The sequence below is a fragment of the Anatilimnocola aggregata genome, from assembly GCF_007747655.1.
Classification (GTDB): Bacteria; Planctomycetota; Planctomycetia; order Pirellulales; family Pirellulaceae; genus Anatilimnocola; species Anatilimnocola aggregata.
Map to the genome: position 1 here is coordinate 7025053 of NZ_CP036274.1, position 20042 is coordinate 7045094.

Sequence of the window (20042 nt, forward strand, 5' to 3'; positions counted from 1 at the left end):
GTTTCCTAAGCCAGACTGAATCAGAGAAGCCCCGGTGAAATCACTGGGGCTTTTTTATTGCCCGGCATGTCAGATTCCCAAACGAGCACTCAATCGTCGTCGCCAACCGCATCGGGCCGGCTGTTGAGTCGCCAAAACTGATACAACAGCCCCAGAAGACCCAGCCCGGCGAGCGCGGTCTTCCCTTGATCCCAAAGCGTGTTGCCGCCGACTTGCTTCCAGGCCGCTGCGATCAGTTGATCGGCCGGTGCCGTTTCGAGCGGTGAAGAAACGGGAATGCGAGAAGGAAGCGGAGTGTGAATGACGTTCAGGGCTTCCGCGGCAATGGGTCCATTATGTCGCTCGGCAGCGGCGAGATCGCGGCCGTCCAGCAGCGGCACGTCGCGATTGGTCGGCGTGGGACGAAGTGCTGTCCGGTCTTCCAATGGCTCTTCGCCGTTCACAAGTGTCAACGGCTCCGCGCGGCGATCGGGGAGTGGCATCAACGGACGCGGTGGCGCGCCCGGCCGATCGACAATCGCCACTTCGGGGCGTGGAGGTGGCGGGGGGCCCGCTTGAACGGCTAAAGCGGGCGACGACGAATGCGATTCCGGGGCCTGTTGTCGGGGCTGCCACTGGCCGTCGTTGTCGGTATCGGTTTGAGTTGCCGCGGCGAACAAGTGGGCATCAGCTGCCGGCGGGTCATTCGTCTCGTTGGGTGCGTTGGGGGTGGGCACGATCGCTGATGGGGCCGCGGCAATCGCGGGCGGAGCGACCGGCACCACGCCTTGCAGAAAATTGGCAACACGGCCAGCATAACTGCCCGATGTCGAACCCTTGCCGGAACCAAACAGCACGCCGGCGATTTCGCCCCGCTCGTTGAAAATCGGTCCACCTGAGTCACCCTGGCGGGCCTCGGCAGCTACTTCCACCATCTCATAGGGCAGGTGCTGAGCTGGCGAAACATACTGGGTGCAGCGCCCGGCCGCTGCGCGGTAGTCCCCCGATCCATAACCGGCAATGCACAGCCATTCACCGGGTTGCGGCGCGGTAGTCGACAGCTTGAGCGGCTGCGAAGCCGGCGGCTTACGAATGCTCAGCGCGGCAAGATCCCAGTCGCGATCGGTCTTGACGACCGTGGCCGGCGTTTGAAAGCCATCTGCGAAGAAAACATAGATTGGTCCCGATGCATCGCGGACCACATGCCAGTTGGTCACCAGGAGCCCATGTTCGCCGCGAACATCGACAAGCGAACCACTTCCAAACGAGACGCCCGTCTTATCCGGCACCACAATCCGCGCGACTGACGCATGCGGCGTGCGCGAAATCAAATAGCCCTGTGGTTCACGACTGGGGGCATTGGCATTCGCCCCCATGATGGGCAGCCAACCTTGCGCGCGAGCGACGGTTGGAGAGCCCCAGCACGACCAGGCACCAACAACGAGCAAGGCGCTCGCTTGGGCAACCCGGCGCGCACCGAGCCACCAACGCGTGGGCGCGCAATCAGGTTTCGTGATGGAATCAATGCCTGCCAAAGTACACCTGGTCGTCCGCCACGCGAGGTGAATGCCTATCGACTAGTTAGATCGACGTTACTCGCTAGCAGGCTGGAGCTTAGGCGCGGTTGCTGGCACAACGTGCGGAGTTGGCAGATCAAGCAGAATGAACAGAACCCAAGTGCCTCCTATAAACGGCACCGGTTGCGAACGGTTGTAACGATGGCGCACATTCTGCGGGGCGCGAGTGCGCTGCCGCAGTCACTTCAGGGCCAACTACTTCACGACGAAGTTCACGAGCTTGCCGGGGACGACAATCGACTTGACGATCGTCTTGCCGGCCAGCAGTTCACTGATTTTGGGATCAGCCTGGGCGGCAGCCAGGATGGTGTCCTGATCGCTGCCTGCAGGCACGATGACCTTGCCGCGCAACTTGCCGAGAATCTGTATCGGGATTTCGATCTCAGAGTCCTTGGTCAGCGCTTCGTCGAACTTGGGCCAAGGCTCATAGGCGAGTGTCTTCTGGCCCCCCATCAGTTCCCACAGTTCCTCGGCAATATGCGGGGCGAAAGGGCTCAGCAGCAGAATGAACGACTTCATCACCGACTTTGGTCGGACGGTCTGCTTGGTGAAGAAATTGGTGAACTCCATCATCCGCGCAATGCCCGTATTGAACTCCATCCGTTCGATATCGCTGGTAACCTGCTTGATCGTTTTGTGTAGGACTCGTGCTTGCTCTTCCGTCGGTTCGATATCCTGTACGGTCGACGATACAACCACCTGTTCTTCCACCCGGTCGTCTACCATCAAACGCCACACGCGATCCAGAAAGCCACGGACACCGCTCACACCGGCCATGCTCCAAGGCTTAGTCGCTGGCAGCGGGCCCATGAACATTTCGTACAGCCGAAGCGAATCAGCACCGTAGTCTTTCACCACGCTGTCGGGGTTGATCACGTTGCCGCGACTCTTCGACATCTTGAAAGCGCGACTCTCAATGCGAATCGTGGGATTCGATTTCAGCACGAACGAGTCACCCTTCTTTTCGACCTCTTCCGCCTTCATCTTCTTCGGCTTCACACCTTCGCCGCTGACGCGCACGATGGCATTGCCGTCGTCATCGTCCACAACATCGACCGCACTCACCATTTGACCATCGGCCCGCTCGTAACCGGTGAACTCTACGTCTCCCAAGATCATGCCTTGATTGACCAGGCTACGAAATGGCTCAGCCGTGCTGACGTGTCCGCGGTCGAACAGCACCTTATGCCAGAAGCGTGCATACAGCAGGTGCAGCACTGCGTGCTCGGCACCGCCGACGTACAGATCGACGGGCATCCAAGCCTTTTCCTTTTCCCGGTCGATGAATGTCTGGTCATTGCGCGGGTCGATGAACCGCAGATAATACCAACAACTGCCGGCCCATTGCGGCATGGTGTTGGTCTCGCGCAGGTATCGCTGGCCGCCGATTTCAGGATACAGCCATTCGACAGGAGCTTTGCCCAGCGGTGGCTCGGGCTTGCCGTGCGGCTTGAAGTCTTCCAGGTGCGGCAGATCGACGGGCAGATCGGCTTGGGGAACGGCGCGAATCAGTCCGGTCGGTTTGTCGAACTCATCGATCTCGTGCAAGATCGGAAACGGTTCGCCCCAGAATCGCTGACGGCTGAAGAGCCAGTCGCGCAGTTTGTAGTTCACTGCTTCACGCCCCAGTCCGGCAGCAAACAGGTCTGCAGTGATTCGCTTCTTGAACTCACCAGTCATCAAGCCGTTGTATTGACCTGAATTGACCGAGACACCCATCTCGGTGCAGCAAATCTTGCCATCCAGCACGTCGAAGCGATTGAACTCTTCGCTGTCGCCCGGATCGACGACCGCAATGACCGGCAGGCTGAATTGCTGGGCGAATTCAAAGTCCCGTTCGTCATGTGCAGGTACCGCCATGATCGCGCCGGTACCGTAGCCCCACAGAACGTAGTCGGCGACCCAAATCGGAACGGGTTGGCCGTTCACTGGATTGATGGCATACGAGCCGGTGAAGACGCCGGTCTTCTTTTTCGTTTCTTCCTGACGTTCGCGATCGCTCTTGCTCGCCGCCTTTTCGCAGTAGGCAGTGACCGCATGCTGCTGATCGGGCTTCGTCAAATGCGTGACGAACGGATGCTCGGGCGCGATGACCATGTAAGTCGCACCGAACAGCGTATCCGGGCGCGTGGTGTAGATACGCAGCACGTCGGCTTCGGCTTTGCGGGGGAACTTGGTGGCCGCGCGGGAGCCCTTCCAGTTTTCGAACTCGCTTTCGGCACCGATATAAAAATCGACTTCAGCGCCTGTACTGCGGCCGATCCAATCCCGCTGCAGCTTCTTGATCCCTTCGGGCCAAGTGACTTGATCCAAGTCTTTTTCCAGGCGATCGGCATAGGCAGTGATTCGCAGCATCCACTGCCTCAACGGCATGCGAATGACCGGATGCTTACCAACCTCGCTCTTGCCATCGATGACTTCTTCGTTGGCCAGCACGGTTCCCAACTTCGGGCACCAATTGACCGGCGCGAACGATTGGTAGGCCAGGCGATGATCGTCTTGATACAGACGAATGGCCCGCTCGCCTTGAATCTTCACTTCATCGGGAATGGGCAATTCGGCGATGGGCCGTCCGCGACTCTGCTCGGCATCGAACCAGGTATCGAACAGTTCCAGGAAGATCCACTGCGTCCAACGAAAATACTCAACATCGGTCGTCGCCAGCACGCGGCTCCAGTCATAGCTGAAGCCTAGCGACCGCAGTTGGCGAGTGAAGGTGGCGATATTCTCTTCGGTCTTTTTTCGCGGATGCTCGCCCGTCTTGATGGCGTGCTCTTCTGCCGGCAGACCGAAGGCATCGAAGCCCATCGGGTGCAGCACGCTTTTGCCTCGCATCCGCTCAAAGCGGCAAACGATGTCAGTCGCGGTGTAACCTTCCGGGTGCCCAACGTGCAGCCCGTCCCCGCTGGGGTAAGGGAACATATCGAGTACATAGACCTTATCCCCGGCCGGCATGTCCGGCACTCGGAAGGTCTGTTGTTGTTCCCAATATTGCTGCCACTTGGGTTCGATGGTGGCCGGATTGTAGCGAGGCATAACGGGTTGGCTGCTGAAGATTTACGACTGACGAGAAACGGAGCATTCTACCCGCGAGTCTCAAGTCGGAAAACGGCGCGTCCCCGGTCATCCTTCGCGACTTTACCGCACGATCATCCAATCCAGCTTGGCATTGGCCGGTGCAGGCTTGGCGAACGTGACGGTGAAACCTTCGGCCGTTTTGTCCGAAACGGCTCGCTCGGTCAGCCAGCTAAGTTCCAGAAACACGGCATAGTCCCCATCCGCTTCGGGACGGGGAAATTTCACCTTGAGTGTGGTAGCTTCCCCAGCAACGACAAGGTTTTTGCCACGAAGGTTCATGGCCGCTCTGTCGTCGCCCGATAGGCCCGCAACGCCGGAGACTGCGCCACCACTGTTGAGACCGCCACCCGCTAGCTGAAATTCTCCCGTCTCCCGACTGACGGTGAGCGACGCTTCCTTGGGAGCCGGCTTGGCATCCATGGGCCGAGCATTGCCAGTGGAAGTCGCCGCGGTTGCATCTTCCTTTGGCGGCATTCCAAAGTGCCACTTGAGGGCCTGTTCGCGATTGGGCTGCTGGAACAGGATGGCAGCGTTTGCAAAATCGGCTTTGAGATTCATGCCGACCGTGGCCGCGGTGTTCACGACAAAGATGTTATCCCAAGCTGGCTTGGGTTCGTGACGCTTGGCGAGATCGTCGAGATTCGCAGGCCCGCCAGCAACGCTGATCACAGAGTAGCGTGAGACCGCACCGTGATTGGCGACGTCGAGTACGGCAGCCGGATATTGACCGGGAACATCCTCCCACATCCAAACGCGCATCGCTTCCGGCTTAAATGGATCGGGGCCGATTGCTTGCTCCAGCTTGTCTCCCTTTTCGAACGCGAAGTTTGAAGCCTGGTCACTGGAAGGAGCAAGTCCCAGCGTGCGTTGGCCGCCGCGATCGCCACCGACAATCGCGCGGGAGACATCGTTAACGTATGCGCCGGGCGCGATGATATAGCCGAGCGGTCGCTCGTGACCGTCCCAGGTGTAGTTTTCGTTGCGATAAAGCGTGGGACTTCCGGCGCTTTTTGCACCCCACCAGAACCGCTGAATCTCGATTTCCTTGGTCCCGTCGCCGTTTTGACGGAAGGCCGTGATGAGATACCAGCGGTAATTTCCCTTAGGAGTTCTTTCACTCTTATCATCGACCGCAAAGTACCGACCCACGACCGACTGATCCCAGGGGCAGTCCTTATCGCCACGAATCAGCCCGCCGAACTTCCGTTCCGTTGAGTTGGTAATCGGGTTCTTGATCAGGCTGGTGCCGTAGTTCTTTCCTTCGAAGATCGACATCTGCGCATCGGGCTGATCAAACTCCGAGCGGCCGGGGACGATCAGCACTTTGCCTTTGGTGATGTGCTTGGCAGGATTCAAATTGATCAGCGGACGCGAGTTGCCGAGCGTTTCGATGTTGGAAGCACTGTTGCCGAACACAAGGCGGGAAGCAACAGGATCGAACGAGTCAACGCTGCTGCGGAAGTTGTTGTCCTTGCTGCGAATGAAGGCAGCAAAGCAGTTGCCGTTCTCGTCGCCCGCGGCAGAGTGAACGTTGCTCATGTAGTTGAAATCGCAATAGTAAATGTAGGTGTCGCCGTGGGCGTATTGATTGCGAATCACTTTCACGTCGTAAGTTTGATTGTCAGCGTTGCTGTTCTGAATCATGTGAATCAGGCCGGTGTTGCTCTTGTTGTGAGCAATCGCACCAGCTTTGTGGTCGATACTCGTATCGGCGATGAAATAGTGCAGCTTTTTGTCTGCGTCGTAGCCAAGTCCTTTGATGTTGGCCCGCGTGACACCGCCGCCATAGCCCGAGTGGCCATGCACGTTGATGAATTGTCCAGGGACGAGGCCTCGAACGGTAGGAACGTAGAACTTGCGGTCGAGACCTTTTTCCACGTCGGTCTGGATCCAATCGAGATAGCTGACCGAGCCATAGATCAGATCGTTCTTCAGTTGCAACATCGGATGCGTACCCCAATGCGGTACGCTGTCGCCATCTTCCAGCCGCATTTCACGCTCCATCCGCAGGCCGCTTAGCGGTGGAACATGAATGATGGTTTGCTTCTCGTCCGCCGTGATGATGGTCACGCCCGGCCCTTCGCGCCACTGTTTGGTTTCGGCCGGACTGCTGGGCAAACGAACGAGCCCTTGCTGAGCCGGGTGCTGCTTCAATTGCTTCCAGGCCTCGGCCGGCACCACGAGCAGGCCGCCAGTTGCCCGCAGGGCTTCGACCGCTTTGTTGTAGGTTTCCTGCAAGTCCGTTGGCTTCGCGACCGGCCCGAACTCTGGCAAGGTCCGTCCAATGCTCACTGGGCGTTCAACTGTGGGATTCGTTTGTCCCAGCAAAGTCGCTGTAAGGTTGCACCAAACGAAGGTCACGACAAGAAACGAAGCAGCAGACATGCGCGGCAAGTTCATACAGACAAACTCCAGAGAGGGAGAGGTAGGTTCGTGGTGAGCAGAAGCAAGGCGAGACGATGCAGAGTAGTTAGCGGAGCTGTCGCCGGCAAATTACTTGAGACTGCTCAGGTACTCGAGCAGGTCGGCCACTTGGGCCGCAGTCATTTCCTTGAGCAATAGTTCCGGCATGATCGATTTCTGCTGCGTGGCGAACTGCTCTACATCGGCAGCAGCGATCGTGGTGTCCTTGCCGTCCGCACCGCGGAGCAAAACACCCTTGTCGCTGCGGCTGATGAGCACGCCGGCCAGTACGCGACCGTCGACCGTTTCTACAAGAGACGTCACATACTTGGGGTCAATCGTCTTGGATGGTTCGAGGATGTTTTCCAGCAACTTCGCGCGATCGAGCTTCTTTCCAATTGCGGTTAGGTCAGGGCCAACTTCCTTCCCTTGTATGCCGACGCGGTGACAGTTACGGCACTGCACACTGGCCGCTTCGAGAAACAGGTATTTACCGCGCGCCGCATTGCCGGGCAGAGCGAGAATGTCGTCCGGGCGAATGACTGTTCCCAACCGTTTCACCCGTTGTTCTTCGGGCAGATAGCGCTCGAACAAATCACGCACCAGCGGATCGTCAACTTTGTTCCCGAGTTCAACGGCCTGATCTTTGATCTTGCGCGCGATCGGCTCACGATCGAGCGCGGCGATCAACTGCAAGGCGCTACCAGACGAACTCAACAGCGATTGCAGCGATTTGCCAGCCGCCGCAGCATCTTGGCTGCCCAATGCTTTCTTCAGCAAACCCGCTCGTTCGTTGCGAGCCCGTTCCGCGGTCTTGTGCACAGGGTCGTCGTTCGCAGGCGGCAATGAAGCAATCCAGTCATGAATCAGCTTCACGCCCTCGGCGTCGACAACGTTGGAACCGAACTGAGGCATACGGCCGTGACCCAGTTTCGCCAGGCGGTAATAGAGAACCGAGCGATAAGGATCTCCCGGTGCAACCACCTGCGCGCCATGGATACCGAAAGTCCCTTGCGTGGGACGAGTATTCAGCCTGGTCGTATCGAAAGGAATGTCGAACTGCACATCGAATGAAGCGGAGCCACCGCCGCCGCGGCGATGGCAGTGCGCACAGTTCACATGCAGATAGGCTCGAGCGCGAGCATCAAGGTCAGCTTGGGCATCGTGAATGTTAGGCCACGCGTCCACATTCGCGGGGAGGGGTTCAGCAAACAGGCCGATGTGATTCAGCGTGGCCAATTGCGGAGCTCGAACGCTTGCGTAATCCTGCTCGCGATTCAGTTGGGGCAGGCGAAAGCCATGAATCGACGCAGCGCGCGTCGTGTGGCAGAGGATGCACTCCGTCCGACTGGCATGATGCCAGGTCTGCTGGCTTTGGCCGTTTGGGGAACTTTTGTCTCTGATCGAAAGCGTACGATCACGACTTTCATCGGGAGCGAGAATGGCATCGGTTTGCTCGTCGTTCCAAATATAGTTGTAAGCCTTCCAGGTATCGACGTCGTAGTGGAGCACCTGCGTTTCCAGACGCCGGTGCGACTTCGGATTGCCTGCTTCCATTTCGAGTGAAACGGTCTTCACCAGCACGCCATCGCTGGGGAACTCGAACTCCCCTTTGATCCAGCCCATTTGGACGTCAGTTTTCTTATACGTGCTGAGCTGGGTTTGATCCTTGAGAGCCACAAATCGCTCGGCGGTTGTGCCATCGGCCCAAGGCTCGCTGTTGATGCTGTAGGGAATGACTCCCGCCGCAGGCTGATGTTTGGCCACGTCGACAAACAGACCGGTGGCACTGAGCGTCTTAGGGAAATCGCTATTCACGCCGCGGCGAGGATTCTCTTTTAGCCGCAGCAGCGTGCCCGCGTAGTCGATGATGTAAACCTCGCCCGCGTGATCGAGCCCAAAGCTGACGATTTGCACCGGCGTATCGACCAATTCCTGCTTCCAAGTGACTTTGCCATTTTGATGACGTACGCCCCACATCTTGCCGGTGACATAGTCGCCATAGACATACGCACCGCGCAGTTCGGGCAGCCGATCGGTCTGCGAAAAGTAACCGCCAGTAATCGAGCGGGCTTCGGTGTGGTCGTGTTCCACAGTGGGTGGCAGAATCGGTGAGGGTCCGCGCTGGCGTTCGCGATGCACGGGCTGTCGCCCTTCCATCAAGCTCCAGCCATAGTTGCCGCCGCGCTCGATCCGATAAATCATCTCCCACAATTCCCAGCCCACATCGCCAACCCACAACGAGCCGTCGGCGGGATCGAAACACATTTTCCACGGATTGCGCACGCCATACGCCCAAATCTCACCACGGGCATTGGGTGTGTTCACCAGCGGATTGTCTGCGGGAATGCGATAAGCCTTCCCTTCGTCCGCCTGATCGACGTCGATTCGCAAAATCGAAGCGAGCAGGTCGCTCACATCCTGCCCCGTGTTGTGGCCGTCCGGCGGAAAGCTGTCGCCACCATCGCCGGTCGAGATATAGAGCATGCCATCGGGGCCGAAGTGCATGTGCGCACCGTTGTGCCCACCGCCGAGCCAAGTAATGACAGTCTGCTCGGACTTAGGATCGAGCTTTGGTGGATCGGTGTCGGTCACCTTGAACCGCGACACGCGAGAACCCTCGGGTGTGCGTCCGTTGAGCACGTACGAAATGTAGCAGTACCGATTTTTGGTGAACTGCGGATGAAAGGCGATTCCATAGACGCGAAAGAAGTTCTTGTCGAACTGCGTGACATCGGCAAACAGGTCGGGCGTCAGCTTCTCATCGGTGGGCTTGTTCTCGAAGGTGAAGATTTTGCCTTTCACTTCAATGAGGGCTAGGCGGTTGGTGCCAGGTATCGCCACCATTTCGCAAGGCTCATTGAACGACAACGAGGGAAACACTCGCTCGACGAGATAAGGCGACGGTGGCTGCGGCGCGCCAGTCAGACGCGATGTTGTCCATGGAACTCGCTTTTCGAGTCCGAACTCACTTTTTTTCGCTGCTGCTGGCTGAGCGACTGCCATGCAGCAGTTGATGAACGAAACGATCATCGCCAGCGTATATGGCAAGCCAACAAGAGAAAATCGCAAGCTGGGCATCGTAGGTCGTCCGTCCAGGCGGGAGGTGAGTTGCGGGGCAGGTCATAATCTTAATTGACTTCGCGCACCAATTGAAACTCGGGGTAGAGGCAAGCAGCGGAATTCTCTGCCGATTAAATTGCGAATAGTCGCAGCGGCACTCATCCGAGACCGTTGAATTTGGTACGGACTGGTGCTGTCGAGAATTTCCAATAGGCGAATCCACTCTGCCAAGCCGTCATTTGAAAGTGCGCGGACTCCCATGTCGACACCGATCGATGTTCAACGTGCCCGTCGCGAAACGCCGGGCTGCGAGCACGTCTTGCATTTGAACAATGCCGGCGCGGCGCTGATGCCACACCTTGTGCTCGCGGCAATGACGCAGCACTTGCAGCTTGAAGCGAACATTGGCGGCTATGAGGCGGCCCGACAAGAAGAAGCTCGCATCGAGCGGTTTTATACAGCTACGGCTGCGCTTCTGAACTGCCTGCCCGAGGAAGTCGCCTTCGTCGAGAATGCCACGCGCGCCTGGGATCAAGCGTTTTATAGCATCCCCTTCCAACCGGGCGACCGGATCCTCACCGCGCAGGCTGAATACGCGAGCAACTTCATTGCGTTCTTGCAAGTCGCCAAACGAACTGGTGCTAAGGTTGAGGTCATTCCCAGCGATGAATGGGGGCAAGTTTCGGTGGCTGCACTCGAAGAAATGCTGGATGAGCGAGTGAAGCTGATTGCCATCACCCATGTACCCACCAACGGCGGGCTGGTGAATCCAGCAGCAATGGTCGGAGCACTAGCGAGGGCTCGGGGCATTCTGTATTTGCTGGATGCTTGCCAATCAGTCGGGCAGATGCCCATCGACGTGCAACAGATCGGCTGCGACTTTCTTTCCGCTACAGGCAGGAAGTTCCTCCGTGGTCCGCGCGGGACGGGATTGCTGTACGTCAGGAGAGAAATCTGCCAGCAGTTGGAGCCGCCACTCCTCGACTTGCACGCGGCAACTTGGACTTCGCCAACATCCTATGTCGTCCGACCCGATGCCCGCCGATTCGAAAACTGGGAGATGAACTACGCTGGCAAGTTGGGCCTGACCGCCGCAATCGACTACGCCTTGAGTTGGGACCCTGGCGAAATCGAACGTCGCAATCGGCAATTGGCAACACTGCTGCGTGAAGGACTGCGGGCGATCAAAGGGTGCCGAGTGTTGGATTTGGGGCAGCAACCCTGCGCCATCGTGAGCTTTGTGATGGGCAACATTCCACCTTGCGAGATTCAACACAGATTGCACTCACTGCAGATCAATGTCAGTGTCTCGCCGCGAGAGTACACGCTCCTTGATATGGACCAGCGCGAACTTGCTAGTGTCGTGCGAGCTTCGGTTCACTATTACAATACTGAAGCGGAAATCGAACGAGCCTTAGCAGCCTTGCACGAACTTTGTGAATGACATTGCAACCATGCCTGCCAAATCAAAAAACCGTTTGCGCGTCGCCACGTGCCAGTTCCCTGTCGAAGCCGAAATTGCGAAAAACCGGCGTTGGGCGCTCAAGCAGATTGAACAAGCGAGCGCTGCAGGAGCCGACGTTGTGCACTTTTCCGAGTGCGCTCTCTCTGGTTATGCAGGTGTCGAGTTTCCAACAATTCGCGATCTGAATGTTGACGAACTGCAGGCCGCGACGCGCGACGTCATGGCAGCGGCTAAGCAACATGGCGTGTGGGTAATTCTTGGCTCGACCCACTATCTCGACCTGCAAACGAAGCCTCACAACTGCTTGTACATCATCAATGCTGCTGGGGAAATCGTTGATCGCTACGACAAACGATTCTGCACTGGGCAGGATGGCAAGAATCCCACGCTCGATCTTTGCCACTACACGCCAGGCAATCGTCCCGTCACATTTCAGATCAAGGGCATCACTTGTGGCGTAGGTATTTGCTACGACTATCGATTTCCGGAGTTATACCGCGAACTGAAGCAACTGGGCGTGCAAGTTCTGTTTCAGTCGTTTCACAATGCTCGACAAAGCGTGGTGAGCGATCGGAGGTACAACATCTGGAAAGAGATTGTTCCCGCAACGATGCAGTGCCGGGCAGCCGAGAACCACTTTTGGGTAAGCGCCAACAATAGTACTGCACGACCGTCAATGTGGGGCAGCTTCACCGTTCAGCCCGATGGTGCATTGGTGCACAAACTCCCGGTTCACAAGCCGGGCGTACTTCTGACCGACATGCAACTCGATCATGCATATTTCGATGCGGCCGCACTGTGGCGCGAGTCTGCGATGAAGAATACACTCCATAGCGGGAAATTAGTTGCCCACCCGCGGTCGAAAAAAGTGACGTCGCTCTAGGAACGCCACTTAATCTGCGGTGAGAACAATCGCCTGTGATTTGCAGATGGTGTGAACAAGAGTTCAAAACTGCAAGTGCTGCCCCAGCACCCGAAGCTATCACGATCCAAAGAGTTAATTCGGCCAAACAGGTCAGGTTTGCTCAGTCGCACCTACGCCAAATCGGCACGACTTGGCTTCAACACCACTTTTATGTTACGGGGTGACGAACGACGGCTTGCGCGGTGCGCAAGGGACCAACCATTAGGGCCATTTCCGGAACCGACCCCACACCAAGCTTCTCTAAGACGGATTGCCGCCGCCGATCGACGGTTCGCAGGCTTAAGTGAAGCTCTGCCGCAATTGACTTGTTGGGCTTATCGGCCAGCAGTCGATCCATCACGCTGCGCTCTTCATCGGTCAGTTGGTTGAGCCGCCGCTGAACTTCTTGCTCGCGCTGGAACTGCTCGGACTGTTGATTGCTCAGAGTCAGGCCGCGATTAACGGCCTGTAACAACTGCTGAGCATCGTAGGGTTTCTCAAGCAGCGTTAGCGCGCCGAACTCCATCAGCTTCACAGCCATTGGAACGTTGGCCACACCGGTCACAACGACGACCGAAAGAGGACTTTTCGCTTCGTAAATTTTTCGTACCAACTCTACGCCGGTTACCCCTGGCATCGCGACATCCGTCACTACGCAACCGCGCCGATGCAAGGAAACCTCTTGCAAAAACTGCTCTGCAGAGGCAAAACACTGCACCTGATAATTGTGGGCAATCAGCAGTGCCTGCAACGAGGTCAAAACAGCAACATCATCATCGACGACGTAAATCATTTTCAATTCTTTCTCGTTTCCTCAGCCACATGACTTGCCAGTTGAATGCGGAATCGAGTGCCACCTTTTGCTAACGGTTGACAACTGATTTCGCCGTCGTGGTCATGCATGATCGAACGACAAATGCTTAAACCAATTCCAATTCCATGTGGTTTCGTAGAAACAAATGGCTCAAACAACCGATTCGCTACCTCTTCGGTTAGTCCTACACCATTGTCTTCAATATCAATGAAGTGGTGAGTTTGCTCGGAGCCAGAGCGGAGGGTGATTCGGCGGGTGCGGGCGGGAGTTTCAAGGAGCGCGTCACGAGCATTAAGTAGTAGGTTAACAAATACCTGCTGCAGCTGAATGGCATCCGCCGAAATTGCGGGAATTCCCGCTCTCCAATCCCAGACAATTGCCACCTCATCACGACGTAATTCGTGGGCAAGCATATCGACAGAATCGTTCAGCAACTCGCGCAAGTCACATAGCTTCCGTTGAGGAGGTGCCTTCCGGCTGAAGTCTCGCAGCCGCCTAATAATGTCGGCAGCGCGTCGGCTTTGCTGATTGATCTGGTCGATATGCTTGCAAATGGAAGGCTTATCTAAACTCTCAGCCGACAATAAGGCGGTACTCGACGCCGCAAAGTTAGAGATAGCGGCGAGTGGTTGCGCTACTTCGTGCGCAATGACAGCGACCAGCTGCCCCACCGAGTTCAATCGCGACGCATGCCGCAGTTCGGCTTGCCGCATTGCCAGTTCCTCAGCACTGCGTCGGCGGTCTGTAATATCCTGCATCAATGCGACAAAAACAGGTGCAGATTCGTCGGCTTCAATGATCGAAGACGAAACGGAGATCGCCCGCAAATCACCATCCTTGCGGCAAACCTCCAGTTCCTCTCGCTGCATGACTTCCCCGGCTAGCAGTCGGCGGAAGCGTTGCTGAGCTTCAAATTGGTTGGGCAGACCCCGGAAGACAGTTTGCACCCAACCCAGCCGATTGATTTCGTCGCGTGAATAGCCAGTGATTGAAGTCATCTGGTCGTTCCAAACCGAGAAAGTGGCCTCGAGGTTATCGCTCGTTGGGGTAAACAGGCAAATGCCTTCGACCGCGGTGCGGATGATCTTTTCGTGGAAGGCACTTACTTTGCGAAAGGCTTCTTCAGCTTGCCTGCGTTCCGTCACGTCGGACAGTACGGAGAGATGCAGCCCCGGTAAGACGTTGGCAACGGCGCTGAATTCCGCGTCGATGGTGGCTCCATTCTTGCGACGTAGTTGCAACATGCCATGCTGGTTCCCATCGCGGCGAAAGGGTTCCCAATAGTCAGAGTCGCTGGAGGGAGCCTTGTCGATACCCAAAATCGATGAGATCGGGGTTGTCAGCAGTTCTTCGCGTGAAAAGCCCAGCATCGTGCAAGCAGCTGGGTTGGCGTCGACAAAAGTTCCCTCGTCGGTCACCAGAAAGATGGCATTCAGGGCATGATTGAACAGTGCTTGCAACCGCTGCTGACTCTCCTTGATTAAACGTTCGGCCTGCTTGCTGGCGGTAATATCGCGAGAGATACCAATGGTGCCGACAATTTCACCATTGCCGTCGCGATAGGGCCCCTTGGTTGCCAGATAGGTGCGGGTGACTCCGGCCGCTGTCAGAATTTCTTCGTTGGTTTCGGTTTGGGCCGACTCCATGACACGCAAATCGGAGTTGCGGATCTGCGCGGCATCGGCAGGGGCAAAGAGTTGCGTATCGTCCTTGCCAAGCACCTCTTCCACCGTTCGACCGACGAAGTTTGCCGCCGCCGGGTTAAAGAGCAGATAGCGCCCTTCGCGGTCTTTGACGAAGACCGCATCGGGAGTCTCGTCGGTGACTACCTTGAGCAGTTCCGTCGTGCGGCGCAACTCTGCTTCCGCTCGCTGACGGGCGGTGACATCGTGAGCCAGCACGATGCAGGCTGGCTTGCCGTCGAGTTGCAGCGAATGTGCCGTTACTTCGACATCGATGAGCTCGCCATTCTTTTTGCAGTGCTTCCAAAAGCCTCGATTCTCGAAAACCGGCTTGGAATCTTTGAGCATTTCAAGCAGCGGAGCGATGTATTCTGCGGGTCGTAGGTCCGTGATTTTCATTCGCAAGAACTCTTCGCGCGAATAACCGTACTTCTGCACGGCGGCGTCATTCACGGCCAGATACTGCAAAGTGCTCGGATCATAGACGAACATGGGATCGGGGATGCTGTGGAACAGCGTGCGATAGCGCTCTTCGCTGGAGCGGAGCGCTTCCTCGACTTTGCTTTGAGAAGTAATGTCGATGGCCACTCCGCCGATGAGCGTCCTCGATTTGTCGGGCCCCGGAATCACGAACTTGCTGACCAGTGAAGAATGGACAATGCCATCGTCGTGGGTCAGCGTTTCGACACACAGAATCGCACCCCCTTTCTCCAGCGCTAGTCGATCGTTGCGACGGAATTGCTCGGCCACTGCTGAATCGAAGAAGTCTTCGTCGGTTCGGCCCATGAGACCGTCGGTGGTTACTTGAAAGACCTTCAGCGTTGTTTCGTTACCAAAGACATACCTACCGTCCAGGTCTTTGATCCAAGCCAGTCCAGGCAAGTGCTTCATGAACTCGGTAAAGCGCTGCTGAGATTCTCTGAGGGCTGATTCGACCCGTTTGTAGTCCTCGATATCGGTACAGGTTCCATACCAATGCAGAATATTGCCGCTCTGGTCGCGGCTCGCGACTTGCCGGGTTATGTGCCAGCGGTACTCACCGTCGGCCCGGCGAATTCGAAACTCCAGCGGTTTAGGAATTCCCGTGCGCAGGATCTCGCCCCAATCGTGCAAAGTCGCAGGTAAGTCGTCCGGATGAATCACTTGCTCCCAAGACCATTCCGACAAATCCTGCAACCCCAGGCCCGTGTATTGCGTTGACCGCGCGTTCAAGTGATCCAGTCCACCATCTGGCCGCGCAGTCCAGACAATTTGCGGAATCGCGTCGGCCAGGTCTCGAAATCGCCGTTCGCTGGCGCGCAAATCTGCTTCCGCTCGCTTCAGCGTTGAGATATCCATCATCGCACCAAACATGCGGACCGCGTGGCCAGTTTCGTCGCGCATGATCTGCCCACGATCGTAAACGTCGACGTAGGTCCCATCGCGCCGCTGAAAACGATACTCTCCCGACCAAACCAGTCCCGTGCCGTGGAGAATCGTATAGAAACTCTGCTGCACGCGCTCACGATCATCGGGATGAATGTGGCTCAACCACCATTCGGGGTCAGCCCGATCGCTGTCGTGGTGATAGCCAAACAGCTCGTTCAGCCCTTCGCTCCACCAGACATCGGTGGTCCCCGGCACCCAATCCCAAACTGCATCGTTGGTGGCCCGCATTACGAGGCGAATGCGCTCGTTGGAGGCGAGTAGTTCATTGGCAATTTTTTGGCGATGGGTAATATCCGTCGCGAGCGCCAAACTCATGCGCTGTCCATTCTCGGTGAACGGACGGACGCGAACTTCAACCGGGAACTCACTGCCGTCACTTCGCTTGTGGCGAGTTTCAAAGCAAAGGATTTGCCCCCGATCAAGGTCCTGGCGGAGAACTTCCATCTGTTCCGGAGTGATCGCAGGATCAAATACATAAGGCAGTTGCCCAATGAGTTGCTCGCGAGTGCGACCCAAACTTTCACAGGCCTGACGATTCACGTCGAGCACAGTGGCGTTGGCATCGTGCAGAAAGAGCCCGTCCGACACGTGATCCACGAATGTACGGTAGCGAGCTTCGCTGGCCCGCAGGGCCAGTTCATTCTGCTTCTGGTGCGTGATATCGGTAAAGGTCGCCACCACTGCCACTTCATTCGCTTCGCCCGCGAGCTTCGAAGTTGAAATGAGAATCGTGCGCTTCGATCCATCCTTGCGAGTGATCTCCCGCTCTTCCCCCCGGACATCGTCGTGCCAAATACGTTGCAGAAGTGCAAGTGCTTGCTGCTGGTCGACTCGATCGGGGTAAAGCTGCTGAATGAAGTCGAGTTGATTAATCTCTTCGCAGGTGTAGCCCGTCAGTTCGACCATCTGCTCGTTCCAGATCGTGAACCGCGTGAAAGGAAATGTCTCAGTTTGATAGCAGACACAAACGCCCTGCCCGATTGAGCGGATCAAAGCATCTTGAAAGCCAATGCTCTGGCGAAGTGTCTCAGCGGCTTGCTTGCGAACAGAAGTATTGCGGTTGATCCCCAAGATGGCCGAGCGCCCTTCCCATGGAATAGCGACCGCGCGCACTTCATAGGGAACGATATGACCCAAGCGATGCTGATGTTCCACCTCAAATTCAATGATTTCTCCGGCCGTAATCCGAATCTGACGTTCTGTGGAGCTGACCGCGCTCGCTGGTGAATCGAGCATCAGCGACATCGATTGGCCGAGAATCTCTGCTGCGGTGTAGCCATCACTTTCGGCCGCCGCTCGATTGGCATAGAGAATTTTCAGCGGTACCTTTGCATCGGCCGGGTCGAGCACGTACAAACCATCCGGCAGATTTTCGGCGAGCGTGCGGAATTGCAATTCGCTTTCCTGCAACTTGGCCTCGGCAGCGCGCACTGCCGTGACATCGCGAGCAATGCCTACCACCCCCGCGAATTGCCCGTCCTGAAAAAGCGGAGACTTGGTTGTCCAGTAGGTCCGCTGTTTGCCCCCGCTGAACAGCGTTTGCTCAAAGGCAACAGCCTCGCCCCGTTCACGTGTCGCGCGATCATGCTCCATTACTTCGGCGGCGCTGTGTTCATCAAACAACGACCGGTCGTCTTGACCCAGTAACTGTTCAATCGGCTTGCCAGCGAAATTAACCGCCGCTTGATTCAGCAGCACGTACTTTCCTTCAGCGTCTTTGACAAACAAGGCATCGGGCGATACATCGACGGCGGTTGCCAACAGAGAATTCACTCGTTCGAGTTCAGCGACGCGCAGTTCCAATTCGCACTTTTGCAGTTGCAGTTCCCGAATGCGATTTTCGTCGGTCAGAGCCAAGGCAGATCCGTTCTGCCGAGCAAGTCGCGCAGCGGCCAGTTGCCGCAGCGCTAAAGGATCGGAGGGAAGTTGACTTTGATACATGCTGGCTCACCATCGCTGACAGACTGACAAAATCCTCTACGAAACCGGAGCAAACCTGGCCACGATACTCGCCGCAGTGCGCAGACCGTCGACCGCCGCACTAATGATGCCTCCGGCATAGCCAGCGCCTTCGCCGACAGGAAATAGCCCGCGAAAACCGGGAGTCTCGCGCGAGGCTTGATCGCGCGCGATGCGCACCGGCGAACTGCCACGCATTTCCGGCCCCACCAGAATGGCGTTCTTCAAAAAATCTCCTCGCCATTGACGATCCATCACAGGCAGTCCCGCGCGAATTGCCTGGGATATGACTGGCGGCAAGATTACATCGAGCGCTGCGGGAACCACACCGCGCGGATACGAACATTTCAGCGTTTGCCCGCCTATCGGTGCGCGACCCGCGACAAAATCACTGGCTCGCTGAATCGGTGAGAAGTACGTCCCACGCCCAACTTCGTAGGCTAGCGCTTCGTACTTTCGCTGAATCTCGACTCCAGCCAACGGATGATCGCTGCCGAATTCTGCGGGCTGCAAGGTCACCATCAGCCCGCTATTGGCGAAGGGAGTATCGCGACGGGAATTGCTCATGCCGTTGGTGCAGAAGCGAGCAGGCTCCGAAATGCTGGGAATGATATGCCCGCCGGCGCACATGCAGAACGTGAACACATCGCGCTGGCCGCGACCGACGAGCGTGTAATCTGCCGCACCGAGCTGGGCCAGGTAAGTACTGCGGCCATACTTGTGCTGATTCACTTGCTCTTGCGGCTGCTCGATTCGTAAACCGAGTTGAAAAGCCTTGGCTTGCATCGGTACGCCCAACTGATGCAGCATGGTGTAAGTGTCGCGCGCACTATGACCAATCGCGAGGACAACCGTGGACGAACGGAAGTAGCCGCTGGAGGTTGCCACGCCGCGAATCTCTCCTTCGCTGACATCAAGGCCTTCCAGCCGGCAGCGGAATCGATACTCGCCGCCCAGCGCTTCAATTTGCCGGCGCAAGTTGCGCACAATCAGCGGCAGGCGATTGCTGCCCAAGTGCGGCCGATGTTCGTAGCGAATGGTAGGCTTGCCACCGCAGGCGACAAACTGCTCCAGCACCCAATCGACATCCGGCCCACTCATGCGACAAGTCAGCTTGCCGTCACTGAACGTGCCGGCACCACCTTCGCCAAACAGGTAATTGTTTTCCGGATCGAGTGGCCCGCCTGAATCGAACGAACGAATCGCAGGGACGCGCTCTTTCACTTCGTCGCCGCGTTCGATCACTACCGGTCGATAACCGCGACGAGCCAGGTAATAGGCGGCGAGCAATCCACCGGGTCCCGAACCGACCACGATGGGACGTTCGGATAGTGGTTCGTGGCCCGTGGGAGGTTCGAAAAAAGATGCGGCTTCGTAATGCTCGACGCCGGGAATTCGTTGCCAGCGATCTGCCAGGCCCGCTTCACCCACAGGTTGGACCATGACGGTGTAAATGAACTTGATGGCATCGCGCGAACGGGCATCGAGACTTTTGCGCAGAATCCGCCAATGCTGCACGTCGCGTTCGGCGATTCGCAGTCGCCGGGCGATCTCACCTGGCAGCGTTTCTTCGGGCTGTTCAACGGGTAGTGCAAGCTGCGTCAGACGGAGGGGCATAACGGTCTCGATGGGGAGTGGCGCATGTACGATACGACCACATGGTCCATAGAGCCAGTGCTCTTGCCGGTGG

9 protein-coding genes are annotated in these 20042 nt (G+C 57.0%); 2 read left to right on the forward strand and 7 right to left on the reverse strand.

From position 1 onward, the window contains the following. Window positions 1–89: 89 nt before the first annotated feature. The 4 genes from ETAA8_RS26490 to ETAA8_RS26505 all read right to left on the reverse strand — a co-directional run bounded on the left by ETAA8_RS26490 (window position 90) and on the right by ETAA8_RS26505 (window position 10109). On the reverse strand, window positions 90–1427 hold the full coding sequence (locus ETAA8_RS26490; RefSeq protein WP_145095782.1) for a S1 family peptidase: 1338 nt from the start codon (window positions 1425–1427) through the stop codon (window positions 90–92). Window positions 1428–1751: 324 nt separating this feature from the next. Beyond that, entirely contained in the window at window positions 1752–4592 is a 2841-nt protein-coding gene (gene leuS / locus ETAA8_RS26495; RefSeq protein ID WP_145095785.1) for a leucine--tRNA ligase, read from the reverse strand. A gap of 102 nt (window positions 4593–4694) precedes the next feature. Next, window positions 4695–7034, reverse strand: coding sequence for a hypothetical protein (locus ETAA8_RS26500; protein ID WP_145095788.1), 2340 nt, complete (start codon window positions 7032–7034; stop codon window positions 4695–4697). A 93-nt stretch (window positions 7035–7127) separates the two neighbouring features. Continuing rightward, window positions 7128–10109: a PQQ-dependent sugar dehydrogenase gene (locus ETAA8_RS26505; RefSeq protein ID WP_202921290.1), complete on the reverse strand. Its 2982-nt coding sequence runs from the start codon at window positions 10107–10109 to the stop codon at window positions 7128–7130. Window positions 10110–10359: 250 nt separating this feature from the next. Between ETAA8_RS26505 and ETAA8_RS26510 the strand changes: the two genes are divergently transcribed. After that, window positions 10360–11544: an aminotransferase class V-fold PLP-dependent enzyme gene (locus tag ETAA8_RS26510; protein WP_145095794.1), complete on the forward strand. Its 1185-nt coding sequence runs from the start codon at window positions 10360–10362 to the stop codon at window positions 11542–11544. A 10-nt stretch (window positions 11545–11554) separates the two neighbouring features. Continuing rightward, window positions 11555–12448 (forward strand): carbon-nitrogen hydrolase family protein, encoded by an 894-nt coding sequence (locus ETAA8_RS26515; RefSeq protein WP_145095797.1) that lies wholly within the window; start codon window positions 11555–11557, stop codon window positions 12446–12448. Window positions 12449–12638: 190 nt separating this feature from the next. Here ETAA8_RS26515 and ETAA8_RS26520 read toward each other — a convergent pair whose 3' ends face one another. Genes ETAA8_RS26520 through ETAA8_RS26530 form a run of 3 tightly spaced genes read right to left on the reverse strand, consistent with a single transcriptional unit; the run spans window position 12639 to window position 19969 of the window. Then, complete coding sequence (locus ETAA8_RS26520) at window positions 12639–13262, reverse strand: response regulator transcription factor (RefSeq protein WP_145095800.1); 624 nt, start codon at window positions 13260–13262, stop codon at window positions 12639–12641. A gap of 2 nt (window positions 13263–13264) precedes the next feature. Next, complete coding sequence (locus ETAA8_RS26525; RefSeq protein ID WP_145095803.1) at window positions 13265–18334, reverse strand: PAS domain S-box protein; 5070 nt, start codon at window positions 18332–18334, stop codon at window positions 13265–13267. A gap of 36 nt (window positions 18335–18370) precedes the next feature. After that, window positions 18371–19969 carry an NAD(P)/FAD-dependent oxidoreductase gene (locus tag ETAA8_RS26530; protein ID WP_145095806.1) on the reverse strand — a complete coding sequence of 533 codons (1599 nt, stop codon included), beginning with the start codon at window positions 19967–19969 and terminating at the stop codon, window positions 18371–18373. Window positions 19970–20042: the final 73 nt, after the last annotated feature.

What these genes read in the sequence shown, in the direction of transcription:
- ETAA8_RS26515 (WP_145095797.1), top strand. Translation starts at nt 11,555, where the DNA reads ATGCCTGCCAAATCAAAAAACCGTTTGCGCGTCGCCACGTGCCAGTTC.
- ETAA8_RS26510 (WP_145095794.1), top strand. Translation starts at nt 10,360, where the DNA reads ATGTCGACACCGATCGATGTTCAACGTGCCCGTCGCGAAACGCCGGGC.
- ETAA8_RS26530 (WP_145095806.1), bottom strand. Translation starts at nt 19,969, where the DNA reads ATGCCCCTCCGTCTGACGCAGCTTGCACTACCCGTTGAACAGCCCGAA.
- ETAA8_RS26520 (WP_145095800.1), bottom strand. Translation starts at nt 13,262, where the DNA reads ATGATTTACGTCGTCGATGATGATGTTGCTGTTTTGACCTCGTTGCAG.
- ETAA8_RS26525 (WP_145095803.1), bottom strand. Translation starts at nt 18,334, where the DNA reads ATGTATCAAAGTCAACTTCCCTCCGATCCTTTAGCGCTGCGGCAACTG.
- leuS (WP_145095785.1), bottom strand. Translation starts at nt 4,592, where the DNA reads ATGCCTCGCTACAATCCGGCCACCATCGAACCCAAGTGGCAGCAATAT.
- ETAA8_RS26500 (WP_145095788.1), bottom strand. Translation starts at nt 7,034, where the DNA reads ATGAACTTGCCGCGCATGTCTGCTGCTTCGTTTCTTGTCGTGACCTTC.